Genomic DNA, 12,944 nt, shown 5'->3' with positions numbered 1-12,944 from the left:
GAACGGTGGGCCGGTCCGCACCCGCGGGCCGGCCCACCGGCGGATCCGGACCTGGGAGGGTCGATGGAGTTCGACTTCGCGGAGGAACAGCCGAAGTTCCTCATGCTGATGTACGGGCTGATCGCTTTCGTCGCGGTGGTGGGCGGTCTGCTCCTGCTTCTCGACGTGGTGCCGGCCTGGTTCGCTCGGCGGCGGGAGGCGCAGTTGGTCGCCGCGTCCGTCAGCGGCACCCCGCTCCCCCGCCGGCGCAAGCAGGGGGAGGGACTCTTCGCGCTCTTCTTCCTGCTGCCCACGCTGCTGCTGCTCATGGTCGGGTTGGTCGTTCCGGCCATCCGCACCACACTGCTGTCCTTCATGGACGCGGGCAGCAACAACTGGGTCGGGCTGCGCAACTACGGCTGGCTGTTCTCCGACGGCTCGATCATCCGGGTCCTGATCAACACCCTGGTCTGGGTGGTCCTGGTCCCGCTGGTTGCGACCGCGTTCGGCCTGATCTACGCCGTCCTGGTGGACAAGGCCCGCTTCGAGGCGGTGGCCAAATCACTGATCTTCCTGCCGATGGCGATCTCCTTCGTCGGCGCCAGCATCATCTGGAAGTTCGTCTACGCCTACCGCGGCGACGGCGACCAGATCGGTCTGCTCAACCAGATCGTGGTCAGCCTCGGCGGTGAGCCCAAGCAGTGGCTGCTCGAATCACCGCTGAACACGCTGCTGCTGATCGTCATCATGGTCTGGATCCAGGCCGGTTTCGCCATGGTGGTGCTCTCCGCCGCGATCAAGTCCATCCCCGGTGACATCGTGGAGGCCGCCCGCCTCGACGGCGTCAGTCCGTGGCAGATGTTCTGGCGGATCACCATGCCGAGCATCCGGCCGGCGCTGATCGTCGTGGTGGTGACGCTCACGATCGCCACGCTCAAGGTCTTCGACATCGTCCGGACCTCGACCAACGGCAACTACGACACCAACGTGATCGCCAGCGAGATGTACAACCAGGCGTTCCGGTACGGCCAGAACGGGCAGGGCTCCGCACTCGCGGTCTTCCTCTTCATCCTGGTCATCCCGGTCGTGATCTACCAGATCCGCAACCTCCGTCAGCAGCGGGAGGGCTGAGATGACCACCGCAACGCCCACCGTGGCCGCCGGCACCCAGAAGACCGACGGCACCACGCCCACCACCGCCGGGCGGGTCCGCAAGCGGCTGAACAGCCGTACCGCGACCCTTGTCTCGGTCGTCATCGCGGTGGTCTGGACCATCCCGACCTTCGGCCTGTTCATCTCCTCCCTCCGGCCGGAGGACGAGATCAAGACCACCGGCTGGTGGACCGCCTTCACCAACCCACAGTTCACGCTGGAGAACTACCAGCAGGTCCTGTTCGGGCGGTCGTCGTCATCCGGGCAGCTCGCGAGCTACTTCGTCAACTCGTTGGCGATCACCATCCCCTCGGTGCTCTTCCCGCTCGCCTTCGCGGCCCTGGCCGCGTACGCGCTGGCGTGGATCAACTTCCGTGGCCGGGACTGGCTCTACATCGCGATCTTCGCGTTGCAGATCGTGCCGTTGCAGATGGCCCTGGTGCCGCTGCTGAAGTTCTTCTCCACCGGCGTCACCCTCGGCGGCGTGACCCTGATGCCGGCCTGGGATCTGGTCGACGAACAGAAGTTCGCCCAGGTGTGGTTCGCGCACACCTGCTTCGCGCTCCCGTTCGCCGTCTTCCTGCTGCACAACTTCATCTCGCAACTGCCGGGAGACCTGATGGAGGCGGCCCGGGTAGACGGGGCCAGCCACCCGAAGATCTTCCGCAGCATCGTGCTGCCGCTGATCATGCCGGCGCTGGCCGCGTTCGGCATCTTCCAGTTCCTCTGGGTCTGGAACGACCTGCTGGTCGCGCTGATCTTCGCTGGCGGTGGCAACGAGACAGCTCCGCTCACCGTCCGGCTGGCCGAGATGGCCGGCACCCGGGGCAACGAGTGGCAGCGGCTGACTGCCGGCGCGTTCGTCTCGATCGTCGTACCGCTCATCGTGTTCCTGTCCCTCCAGCGCTACTTCGTGCGAGGTCTGCTCGCCGGCAGCGTCAAGGGCTGACCCGCATGCCCGCCGCCGCCTGGCCCCTCGGGCGGCGGCGGGCGTGCGGGTAGGGAGCGGGGGAACCGTGACGAAGATTGATGATGTCGCCCGGCTGGCCGGAGTGTCCACAGCCACCGTTTCGCGGGCACTGCGCGGGCTGCCGACGGTCTCGGCGGCCACCCGACGCCGGGTGCTCGCCGCCGCCGAGCAGCTCGACTACGAGGTCTCGCCGAGTGCGTCCCGGCTCGCTGGCGGCCGGACCGGCACGGTCGCGGTGGTGGTCCCCCGGATCACCCGCTGGTTCTTCAGCACCATCGTCGAGGCGGTCGAGGAGTTCCTCCACCAGTCCGGCTACGACCTGCTGCTGTACAACCTGGGCGGCCGGGAACAGGTCCGCCAACGGGTGCTGCGCACCGCCAACCTGCACAAGCGGGTGGACGCGATCATGCTGGTCGCCACGCCGCTGCGGCCGGCCGACCTGACCGCGCTGGCCACCCTGGACCTGCCCGGTGTGACCATCAGCTCGGGGACCAGGGTGCCCAACTGGCCGTGCGTGCGGATCGACGACGTGGCCGCCGCCCGGACCGCCACCCGGCACCTGCTCGACCTCGGTCACCACCGGATCGCGCACATCTCCGGTGACCCCGACGACGAACTGGCCTTCACCACCCACCTGGACCGACGCCGGGGCTACCAGGCGGAGCTGCGGGCCGCCGGCCTGCGACCCGACCCGAGCCTGGACGTCGAGTCGACGTTCACCATCGACGGCGGCAACCGGGCCGCCGCCGAACTGCTGGCCCGGGGCGAGCCGCCGACCGCGATCTTCGCGGCCTGCGACGAGATGGCGATGGGCGCGATGACCGCGCTGCGCGACGCCGGGCTGCGCGTACCGCAGGACGTCAGCGTGATCGGCATCGACGACCACGACCTGGCCGGCGTGCTCGGGCTCAGCACCATCGCCCAGCCCGCCGCCGAGCAGGGCCGGCTGGCCGCCCGGATGCTGCTCGACCCGCTCGGGGCCCGGAGCGTGGGCCCGATCGTCGGTCAGCGGACCGCCGGCTGCGAGACCCCGGTGATCCTGCCCACTCGGCTGGTGGTCCGGGACTCGACCGCACCACCCCGGGCACACTGAACGGACCCATCCGCCGCCGGCCGGCGGCTGGCGGCGACGTGGCCGGCAGCAGCACCGCCCGGCAGTCCACCCACAGCTCGACACGGGAGACGACCCTGAACACCGACCCGACGCAGCAGATCCCCTCCGGCGACCCGATCACCGGCTGGTGGACCGAAGCCGCCATCTACCAGATCTACCCCCGCTCGTTCGCCGACTCGGACGGCGACGGGGTCGGCGACCTGCCGGGCATCACCGCCCGCCTCGACCACCTGGTCGAGCTGGGCGTGGACGCGGTGTGGCTCTCCCCGTTCTACCCGTCGCCGCAGGCCGACGCCGGCTACGACGTGGCCGACTACCGGGACGTCGATCCACTGTTCGGCACCCTCTCGGACGCGGACAAGCTGATCGCCGAGGCCCGCTCCCGCGGTCTGCGGGTGATCGTCGACCTGGTGCCGAACCACACCTCCTCGGCGCACCGCTGGTTCCGGGCCGCGCTGCCCACCGCACCCGGCAGCCGGGAGCGGGCCCGGTACATCTTCCGCGACGGCCTCGGCCCGGCCGGCGACCAGCCGCCGAACGACTGGCAGAGTGTCTTCGGCGGCCCGGCCTGGACTCGCACGGTCGACCCGGACGGGCGGCCCGGCCAGTGGTACCTGCACCTGTTCGACACCGGCCAGCCCGACCTGAACTGGGACAACCCCGAGGTGCACGCGGAGTTCCTGGACGTGCTGCGGTTCTGGCTGGACCGTGGGGTCGACGGCTTCCGCGTCGACGTGGCGCACGGCCTGGTCAAGCAGGCCGACCTGGCCGACTGGCAGGAGCCGCAGGAGATCCTCTCCGGCAACGAGGTGGACAAGCCGCGCCCGCCGATGTGGGACCAGGAGGGCGTGCACGAGATCTACCGGCAGTGGCGGCAGGTCCTGGACAGCTACCCCGGCGAGCGGGTGCTGGTCGCCGAGGCGTGGGTGGAGCCGGCCGAGCGGCTGGCCCGCTACGTCCGCCCGGACGAGATGCACCAGGCATTCAACTTCGAGTACCTGCTCGCCTCCTGGACCGCACCGGCCCAGTACGCGGTGATCACCCGCTCGCTGGAGGCGACCGACTCGGTCGGCGCGCCGACCACCTGGGTGCTGTCCAACCACGACGTGGTGCGGCACGCCTCCCGGCTCGGCCTGCCGATCGGCGCCGGCCGGCCCAACGGCATCGGGATCGGCGACCCGCAGCCGGACGCCGCACTCGGCCTGCGCCGGGCCCGGGCGGCCACCCTGCTGATGCTGGCCCTGCCCGGCTCGGCCTACCTCTACCAGGGCGAGGAGCTGGGGCTGCCCGAGCACACCACGATGCCCGACGAGGCCCGGCAGGACCCGACCTGGCTGCGTAGCGGGCACACCCAGCGTGGTCGCGACGGCTGCCGGGTGCCGATCCCGTGGGAGGCCGACGCGCCGTCGTACGGCTTCGGCCCGACCGACGCCAGCTGGCTGCCGCAGCCACCGCTGTTCGCGGAGTACGCCCTGGACCGGCAGCGCGACGTGCCCGGCTCGACGTACGAGCTGTACCGCACGGCCCTGCGGTTGCGCCGTGCCCACGGGCTGGGTCGCGGCACGCTGGAGTGGTTGTCCTCCGGCGACGAGGTGCTGACCTTCCGCAATGGCGGGCTGACCGTGCTGACCAACTTCGGTGACGCCCCGGTGCCGGTTCCGGCCGGTGCCGAGTTGCTGGCCGCCAGCGCGCCGCTGCACGACGACGGCGCGGTCCCGACCGACGTGACGGTCTGGCTGCGCGGCTGACCTCAACCCGACCGGCCCGTCCCGTCGACCCCTGCTCCTGACCGGGCCGACGGGATGGGCCGGCGAGGGCCGGGGGCGGCGGGCGGGGTCGGGTCAGAGACGGTCGGCGCGGGTGTGCAGCAGGTCGTGCACGTTGTCGATGTCCGCCGGTGAGGTCCGCGAGGCGAGCCAGTACATGATGCCGGTGGGAATGAAGAAGAGCTGGAACGCGGCCAGCCCGACGGCGTAGTTCAGCGGCGGCGGGAACGCCGTACGCAGGCCCTGGAAGGCCGCCCCGACCAGCCCGTTGCCGGCCGCCCGGCCGACCCCGTTGACCAGGTTTCCCAGGCTGTACACGGTGCCCCGGTGCTCGGGCGGGTTGACGTCGGCGATCAGCGCGAACCAGTTCGGCGAGTTTGCCGAGGTCAGCGCCAGCGCCACCACCGCGGTCAGCAGGCTCAGCCCGACCGTCGGCTCGGTGAACACACTGGACAGCACTGCGCCGACCACCGCGCCGGTGCTGCCGCCGTCCGGCACGTCGATGGTCACCGGCACGAAGAACAGCACCAGGTAGAACGGCAGCGCGGCGAGGATGCCGACCGCGGCGACCAGTGCCCGGCCCCGCGGGGTACGCCGCTGCACCGCGTCGCCGATCAGCCCACCGACGATGGAGAGCACCCCGCCGAGCTGGAACAGCGTGGCGAAGACACTGCCCACCACCACCGCTGTCGACTCCGAGTAGCCCTGGTCCTCGGCCCGCTCGGCGAAGAGCACCGGCAGCCAGACCAGCGAACCGAACGCGGCCTGCGCGGTCAGGCCCTGCAGGATCAGCCACCGGTTGGTCCGCCGGGCCAGGATTCGCGGCAGGTCGGCCCGGCTGATCCGGTAGTCGTACTCGGCTCCGGCCTCCAGTGCCTCGGCCAGCTCCGGCTCGCTCTGGCCACGCCGGATGTCGTAGGTGAACAGGTAGGCCATGGTGGCGGCCAGGCCCACGCCGGTCAGCACCAGGAACGGACGCCGCCAGTCGGTCGCGCCGAGCAGCCCGCCGACCAGCGTGCCGGCCAGTGTGCCGACGCCCTGGGACAGCCCCCAGAAGCTCATCACCAGCCCTCGTCGGGTCGGTGAGATCAGGTCGGTGACCACCGAGAAGCCCACCGAGCCGACCGCACCGAGACCGACCGCCGCGACCATCTGCGCGGCCAGGAACGTCAGGTAGTCGCCGGCGAACGCACTGCCTCCGGTGCCCGCCGCCCAGAGCAGCGTGCCCACCATGAGCAGGGGTTTGCGGTTGGTCCGGTCGCCGACGTAGGCCCAGCCGACCGCGGCCACCGCGCTGACCAGGAAGCTGACCGCGGTGACCAGGCCGAGCAACCGCGCCGAGACGGCGAACGCGTCGGAGATCGGCCCGTACAGCGGCGGGACCAGCCCGATCGCCACGTTGTCCAGCGAGGCGAGCAGCACGAACACCACGACGCTGTACAGCCGGTGCGCCCGGCTGCCGCCCCTGGCCCGCCGAGGCCCGTCACTGGTCACGGTCATGACCGGCAGCCAACCAGACCGCGCCGACGGGTGCGTCACGCGGGTGGGTGCCGCCGGTCAGCGGCGGTCGAGGACCAACCCCCGAGCGGCGGCGTACTGGTCACGGACGGCGGGGACGGGCTCGGCGCCGTACTCCTCGGTGCCCTCGACCGCCCAGGCGGGCGGCGTCGGACCGCCCAGGGCGACCCAGGCGGCCTGCCGGGCGGCGCCGTCGGCGACGTACTCCCCGGCCGGCGGAACGACCACCGGGCAGCCGAAGACCTGCGGCGCGATCCGGCGCACCGCGACCGACCGTGCCCCGCCGCCGACCAGGATAACCCGGCGGACGGTGGCGCCCTGAGCCCTCAGCGCGTCCAGGCCGTCGGCGAGCGCGCAGAGCATGCCCTCCACGGCGGCCCGAGCCAGATGCGCGGGAGTCGAGGTGCGCAGGGTCAGGCCGTGCACCGCGCCGGTGGCCAGCGGCCGGTTCGGCGTCCGCTCCCCCTCCAGGTAGGGAACCATCACCAGCCCGTCCGCCCCCGCCGGCGCGGACAGCGCCAGCTCGGCCAGCTCGTCCAAGCCGACCCCGAGCATCGCGGCGGCGGCGTCCAGCACCCGGGCGGCGTTCAGCGTGCAGACCAGCGGCAGGAATCGTCCGGCCGCGTCGGCGAAGCCGGCCACCGCGCCACTCTCGTCGGCCGCCGCCACGTCGGCGACGCTGAACACCGTGCCGGAGGTGCCGATCGAGACGACCACGTCGCCGGGGCCGGCACCGACGCCGAGCGCGGCGGCGGCGTTGTCCCCGGTGCCCGCGCCGAGCAGCGCACCGCCCGGCCCACCCAGCGTCCCGGCCGGCAGCGTGCCGGCCGGCTCGGCCGGGCCGAGCACCTCGGGCACCGCCAGCCGCCGGCCGAAGGCCCGCTCCAGCAGGTCCAGCCGGTAGCCGCCGGTGGCCGGGGACCAGTAACCCGTGCCGCTGGCGTCACCCCGGTCGGTACGCAACGCGGCCAGCCCTGGCGCGCCGGCCAGCCGCCAGGTCAGCCAGTCGTGCGGCAGGCAGACGGCGGCCACCCGGGCCGCCAGCTCCGGCTCGTGCCGGGCCAGCCAGCGCAGCTTGGTGATGGTGAAGCTGGCCACCGGCACGCTGCCGGTGGCCTCGGCCCAGAACCGGCGCCCGACCGCGTCGCCGCCGGCCTCCTCGACCAGCTCGGCGGCGGCGTCGGCAGAGCGGGTGTCGTTCCACAGCAGTGCCGGGCGGACCACTCGGCCGTCCTCGTCGAGGCAGACCATGCCGTGCTGCTGGCCGGCGACCGAGACCGCCGCCACGTCGGCCAGCCCGCCGGCCTGGTCGGCGGCGCTGCCCAGCGCGTGCCACCAGGCTTCCGGGTCGACCTCGGTGCCGTCCGGGTGCGGCGCCCGGCCCTGCCGGAGCAGGGCACCGGTCTCCGCGTCCCGGATCACCACCTTGCAGGACTGGGTGGACGAGTCAACGCCTGCGACCAGCGGCATGGCGGGCCTCAGCGGGCGCCGAGCAGGTGCTCGACGGCGAGCTGGTTGAGCCGGACGAAGCCGAAGCCCCGGGCGGCCACCGCGTCGGCGTCGAACTCCTCGAAGGCGGACCGGTCGGCGCGCAGCTCGTCGTACCCCTCGCCGGGGTTCAGCGTCGGGGTGGTCAGCTCGGCGACCTTGCTGACGGCGAGCGCCTCGGCCACCTCGGGGTCCGCGCGGAACGCCGCGGCCCGCTCCTTGAGCAGCAGGTACGTGCTCATGTTGGCCGCTGCCGACGCCCACACCCCGGCCATGTCCTCGGTCCGGGAGGGCTTGTAGTCGAAGTGCCGGGGCCCGTCGTAGGTCGGACCGCCGTCCGGGCCGCCGTTCTCCAGCAGATCCACCAGGGCGAACGCGTTGAGCAGGTCGCCGTGGCCGAAGACCAGGTCCTGGTCGTACTTGATGCCGCGCTGACCGTTGAGGTCAAGGTGGAACAGCTTGCCCTGCCAGAGCGCCTGGGCGATGCCGTGGGCGTAGTTGAGCCCGGCCATCTGCTCGTGCCCGACCTCGGGGTTGAGGCCGACCAGCTCCGGGTGGGCCAGCTGGGAGATGAAGGCCAGTGCGTGCCCGATGGTGGGCAGCAGGATGTCACCACGCGGCTCGTTGGGCTTGGGCTCCAGCGCGAAGCGCAGGTTGTAGCCCCGGTCGATGACGTACTGGGTGAGCAGGTCGACCGCCTCGCGGTAGCGGTCCAGCGCGGCACGGACGTCCTTGGCGACGTCGTACTCGGAGCCCTCCCGGCCGCCCCACATCACGAAGGTGCTGGCACCCAGCTCGGCGGCCAGGTCGACGTTGCGCAGCACCTTGCGCAGCGCGTAGCGGCGGACGTCGCGGTCGTTGCTGGTGAAGCCGCCGTCCTTGAAGACCGGGTGGTTGAAGAGGTTGGTGGTGACCATCGGCACCACCAGGCCGGTCTCGTCGAGAGCCTTGCGGAATCGGGCGATGTGCTGGTCACGGGTGGCGGCGTCGGCCCCGAACGGGACCAGGTCGTCGTCGTGGAAGGTGATCCCGTACGCGCCCAGCTCGGCGAGGCGGTGCACCGCCTCGACCGGGTCCAGCTCGGGACGGGTCGCGTCACCGAACGGATCGCGGGCCTGCCAACCCACGGTCCAGAGCCCGAAGGAGAACTTGTCAGCGGGGGTGGGACGGGGTGCCATGAGGAACCTCCGGGGGTGGTGGGGTGGTGTCGTCCACTATTTGTTCAACGATTGAATTATTTGCGCGACGTATGGCACTGTCAAGGGGTGAGCCCCACCAACGCCCCTGCCGGTGCGGTCCGTCAGGGCAGCCTGCGCGAGCTCAACCTCGCCCTGGTGCTCGGCCGGATCGCCGCCGCCGACCGACCCCCGTCCCGGGCCGATTTGGCCACGGCGACCGGCCTGACCCGGGCCACCGTCTCCGCGGTGGTCGAGGACCTGCTCGCCGGCCAACTGGTCAGCGAGGCCGACCCGGCGCCCCGAGCCGGCGCCGGCCGCCCGGCCCGGGGTCTGGTGCTGGCCGACCAGGGGCCGGCCGGGCTCGGCCTGGAGGTCAACGTCGACTATCTGGCGGTCTGCGTGGTGGACCTCGCCGGTCAGGTCCGGCACCGGACCGTGCACCGGGCCGACCTGCGCCCGGTCGACCCCGCCGACGCCCTGGCCCGACTGGTCGAGCTGGCCGGACAGGCCCGCGCCGACGCCGCCCGGCAGGGCCTGACCCTGGCCGGGGCCGCGCTCGCCGTGCCCGGCCTGGTGGACGACGCCGGGATGGTCCGGCTCGCACCGAACCTCGGCTGGCGGGACGTGCCGGTGCCCGCACTGCTCGCCAGGCATTCCCCGCTGACCGAGCAGGTGCCCGGCATGCCGGCACTGGTGGTGGACAACGAGGCCAACCTCGCGGCGCTCGGCGAGCTGCACTCCCGGCCGCCCGGCCCGGCCAGCTTCCTGCACATCTCCGGCGAGGTCGGCATCGGCGCCGGGATCGTGCTGGACGGGGCGCTGTTCCGTGGCGTCCGCGGGTGGAGCGGCGAGATCGGGCACCTCCCGGTCCACCCGCAGGGCCTTCCGTGCCGCTGCGGCGGGCGGGGCTGCCTGGAGCAGTACGCCGGGCAGGAGGCCATCGTGGCCGCCGCCGGGCTGGCCCGGGCGGAGCTCCCCGCGGACACCGCGACCGCGCGCCTGGCCGAGCTGGCCGAGGCGGGCGACGCCGCCGCGCTGCGGGCGCTGCACGACGCCGGGACCGCGCTCGGTGTCGCGGTGGCCGGCGTGGTCAACCTGCTGGATCTGGACACCGTGGTGCTCGGCGGCGGATACGCACCGCTGGCGCCCTGGCTGTGCCCGCCGGTGCTCGCCGAGATCGCCAGCCGGGTGCTCACCGCCGCCTGGTCACCGGTCACGGTCCGGCCGGCGACGCTCGGCGCGGAAGCCGCCGCGGTGGGCGCGGCCGGCTCGGTGGTCCGCCGGATCGTCGCCCGGCCCGCCGGCTGGCTGGCCCGCTGCGGCTGAGCCGGGCCGTCCGCTCTGGGCGTCCGCCGGAGGGGCTCGGTACGCTTTCCCTCCAGCAACGATCCCCGGGCAAGGAGCCAGGAACAGCATGTGCAGAGGTCGTCAGACGCGGGCCGGCGTCGGGCGGTGAGCACGACCCGACAGCCCACCGGCCATCCGCTGCCGGCCGACTCTCAGTTGGCCCGGGAGCTGCTCGACGGGCTCGCCGAGGCCGTGCTGACGACCGACGCGGGCGGGCGGGTCACCCTGGTCAACGCCACTGCGACGGAGCTGCTCCCGGAGATCACCGCGGGCGTCGACCTGTCCCGGTGCCCGGTGCCGCCACTGGCCCGGGCGATCGCCGACGACACTGAGAGCTTCGACGCCCGAGCATCGCGAGGCGCGCGGCGGGCCGCGCGGCGTGGAGATGTTCGGCGAGGCCCGGCTGAGCGCCGCGCTCGCCTCGGCGGCCGGGCTGCCTCCGGCAGCGCTGGTCGACTGGCTGCGCCAGTTGGTCGACGAATGGCTGGACGGGCAGGCCCACGACGACATCGCGATGCTGGCCGTGCGTGCGTCAGCGCCGGCGTGACCGACGGGGCGTCAGGCGGTCCGGGCCACCGGGGGCTCACCGGTGGGCTGCTCCCGGGATGCGCCGACGGTCCGCTCCGGGCCACCCGAGACGCCCGGCCACACCGCCCGGGTCGGCCCGTCCGGATCCTCCACCGAGTCCGTCGGCCCGGTCGGCCGGTCCGGGCCGTCCGGCCCACCCGGCGCCTGCACGTTCTGGCCCCGCTGCCGGCGGGCGGTCTCATCGAACTCCTGCATCCCCCGCAGCAGCGCGTTGCGTCCCGCCGGTGTCATCCCGTTCAGCACGGCGGCGAGCTGTGCCTGCCGGTTGGCCCGCAGCTCGGCGAGCAGCCGCTGGGCCTCCGGCGTGAGGTGCAGGGCGATCTCCCGCCGGTCGAACCGACCCGGCTCGCGCTCCAGCATTCCGGCGGCGACCAGCCGGTCGCAGAGCCGACTGGCGGAGCTGAGCAGCATGTCGAGTCGGGAGGCGAGCCGGCGAAGGTTGATCCCGTCGAATTGCTCCACCACCATCACAGCCCGTAGCTGGGCTCCGGAGACCCGGTTGGCCGTCCTCTCCCGGGCGGACTCCCACACGGTCAGCAGGGCAGCCGCTGCCGCGTCTAATGCGGCAGCCATACTCGTCTCGGGGTCCGGCGGACCGTGCAGTTCGGCCATGGTGGCCCGAGACTACTCCGAACCCACTGGTGGTCGAGCTTTGATCAAGGGAGTGGTGATGAGCGAAACGGTCAATCGGGCACGACGCGCCCTGAACGAGACACCCGCCGATCGACTCGTCGTCGGCATCGGGGATGTTCTGGCCCAGCCGTACGGGATCACCGAGGCGGAGCTGTACCAGGTCGACTACCGACTCTCGAAGCTGTTGCCCCTCACCGAGGGTGACCCCATCACGGGTCCCGGACACCCCGCCTGGCGCGCCTTCGACCATCAGTCGCCGGTGCTCGCCGACGGCACCGCCTGGCTCCCGGTCAGCATGCGCGGCGAGCGTCGGGGCGTGCTGCGACTGGCACCGGTCCCGGACGACCCTGCCCTCCTCGGCGAGCTGGCCGACATCACCACCGCGCTCGCCCACGAGCTGGCCGCCGTCTCCGCGGGCACCGACGTCTACCGCGCCGCGCGGCGCAGCCAGCGGCTCACCCTGGCCGCCGAGATGCAGTGGGACCTGCTGCCGGGCCGCAGCCGGATCCGGCCCTCGTTCAGTCTGGCCGGGCAGTTGGAGCCGGCGTACACGGTGCGCGGCGACGGCTTCGACTGGTCCGACGACGGGCAGCGGCTCTGGTTGTCCACCATCAACGGCACCGGCGAAGGTGTCGCGGCCTCCCTGCTCACCTCACTGGCCACCCACGCGCTCCGCAACGCCCGCCGGGGCGGGCTCGGCCTGGCCGACCAGGCCGCCCTCGCCGACCAGGCCCTGTACGACGAGTACCGGGGTGAACGGCACCTGTCCGCGCTGCTGATGGAGCTGGACCTGCGCTCCGGGGTGATGACCGTGGTCGACGCCGGCTCGCCCCGCCTGGTCCTGCTGCGTGACGGAGAGGTCACCGAGCAGCCGCTGGAGGCGCAGTTCCCGCTCGGCATGTTCGAGGCGACCGACTACCACGAGCAGCGGTTTCCGCTGGAGCGCGGCGACCGGCTCTTCGTGGTCAGCGACGGGGTGGTGGACGCCACCGGGCAGGACGTGCGCTACGGCGAGACGGCGCTGGACCGGTTCCTTCGGCGGACCGGCCCGATGGAGCCGCTGGACGCCGTCCGGTCGCTGATCGGGGACCTGCGCGCGTTCGTGTCCGGTGACCTGGTCGACGACGCGGTGGTGGTCTGCCTGGACTGGACCGGCCCGCAGCCGTAGCCGGCCCGGCGTGTCGTCGCCGGGGATCACCGCCGGCGGACGG

General features: G+C 72.8%; 11 protein-coding genes. 7 read left to right on the top strand and 4 right to left on the bottom strand.

The window, feature by feature from the left end; genetic code table 11:
* Window positions 1–63 precede the first annotated feature (63 nt).
* The 4 genes from OG990_RS35480 (at window position 64) to OG990_RS35465 (ending at window position 4,963) form a co-directional block, all read left to right on the top strand.
* Window positions 64–1,110 (top strand): sugar ABC transporter permease, encoded by a 1,047-nt coding sequence (locus OG990_RS35480; protein ID WP_355609336.1) that lies wholly within the window; start codon window positions 64–66, stop codon window positions 1,108–1,110.
* 1 nt (window position 1,111) lies between these two features.
* Window positions 1,112–2,080 (top strand): carbohydrate ABC transporter permease, encoded by a 969-nt coding sequence (locus OG990_RS35475; RefSeq protein WP_355609339.1) that lies wholly within the window; start codon window positions 1,112–1,114, stop codon window positions 2,078–2,080.
* A gap of 67 nt (window positions 2,081–2,147) precedes the next feature.
* Window positions 2,148–3,194: a LacI family DNA-binding transcriptional regulator gene (locus OG990_RS35470; protein ID WP_328419713.1), complete on the top strand. Its 1,047-nt coding sequence runs from the start codon at window positions 2,148–2,150 to the stop codon at window positions 3,192–3,194.
* Between the two features lie 95 nt (window positions 3,195–3,289).
* Window positions 3,290–4,963 (top strand): glycoside hydrolase family 13 protein, encoded by a 1,674-nt coding sequence (locus tag OG990_RS35465; protein ID WP_406081978.1) that lies wholly within the window; start codon window positions 3,290–3,292, stop codon window positions 4,961–4,963.
* A 93-nt stretch (window positions 4,964–5,056) separates the two neighbouring features.
* Here the strand turns inward: OG990_RS35465 and OG990_RS35460 are convergent, their stop codons facing one another.
* From OG990_RS35460 to xylA, 3 genes are read right to left on the bottom strand one after another with little or no spacing between them, the layout of a single operon-like run.
* Entirely contained in the window at window positions 5,057–6,481 is a 1,425-nt protein-coding gene (locus OG990_RS35460; protein WP_406078468.1) for an MFS transporter, read from the bottom strand.
* Between the two features lie 57 nt (window positions 6,482–6,538).
* The gene (gene xylB, locus OG990_RS35455) at window positions 6,539–7,969 is read right to left on the bottom strand and encodes a xylulokinase (RefSeq protein WP_406078467.1); all 1,431 of its coding nucleotides are present in this window, start codon (window positions 7,967–7,969) and stop codon (window positions 6,539–6,541) included.
* A gap of 8 nt (window positions 7,970–7,977) precedes the next feature.
* Window positions 7,978–9,165, bottom strand: coding sequence for a xylose isomerase (gene xylA, locus OG990_RS35450; protein ID WP_406078466.1), 1,188 nt, complete (start codon window positions 9,163–9,165; stop codon window positions 7,978–7,980).
* An 87-nt stretch (window positions 9,166–9,252) separates the two neighbouring features.
* Here xylA and OG990_RS35445 point away from each other — a divergent pair, with 87 nt between their 5' ends.
* Window positions 9,253–10,491: an ROK family protein gene (locus OG990_RS35445; RefSeq protein ID WP_406078465.1), complete on the top strand. Its 1,239-nt coding sequence runs from the start codon at window positions 9,253–9,255 to the stop codon at window positions 10,489–10,491.
* 259 nt (window positions 10,492–10,750) lie between these two features.
* Window positions 10,751–11,059, top strand: coding sequence for a SpoIIE family protein phosphatase (locus tag OG990_RS35440; protein WP_406081977.1), 309 nt, complete (start codon window positions 10,751–10,753; stop codon window positions 11,057–11,059).
* A gap of 11 nt (window positions 11,060–11,070) precedes the next feature.
* Here OG990_RS35440 and OG990_RS35435 read toward each other — a convergent pair whose 3' ends face one another.
* The gene (locus OG990_RS35435; protein ID WP_406078464.1) at window positions 11,071–11,712 is read right to left on the bottom strand and encodes a MarR family winged helix-turn-helix transcriptional regulator; all 642 of its coding nucleotides are present in this window, start codon (window positions 11,710–11,712) and stop codon (window positions 11,071–11,073) included.
* 58 nt (window positions 11,713–11,770) lie between these two features.
* On the opposite strand from OG990_RS35435, the gene OG990_RS35430 reads away from it, so the two are divergent.
* Window positions 11,771–12,901 carry a PP2C family protein-serine/threonine phosphatase gene (locus tag OG990_RS35430; RefSeq protein WP_406078463.1) on the top strand — a complete coding sequence of 377 codons (1,131 nt, stop codon included), beginning with the start codon at window positions 11,771–11,773 and terminating at the stop codon, window positions 12,899–12,901.
* The last annotated feature ends 43 nt before the right edge of the window (window positions 12,902–12,944 follow it).

It is taken from the genome of Micromonospora sp. NBC_00858 (genome assembly GCF_045207365.1).
GTDB lineage: Bacteria > Actinomycetota > Actinomycetes > Mycobacteriales > Micromonosporaceae > Micromonospora.
This window is presented reverse-complemented; position numbering and strand designations above follow the sequence as displayed.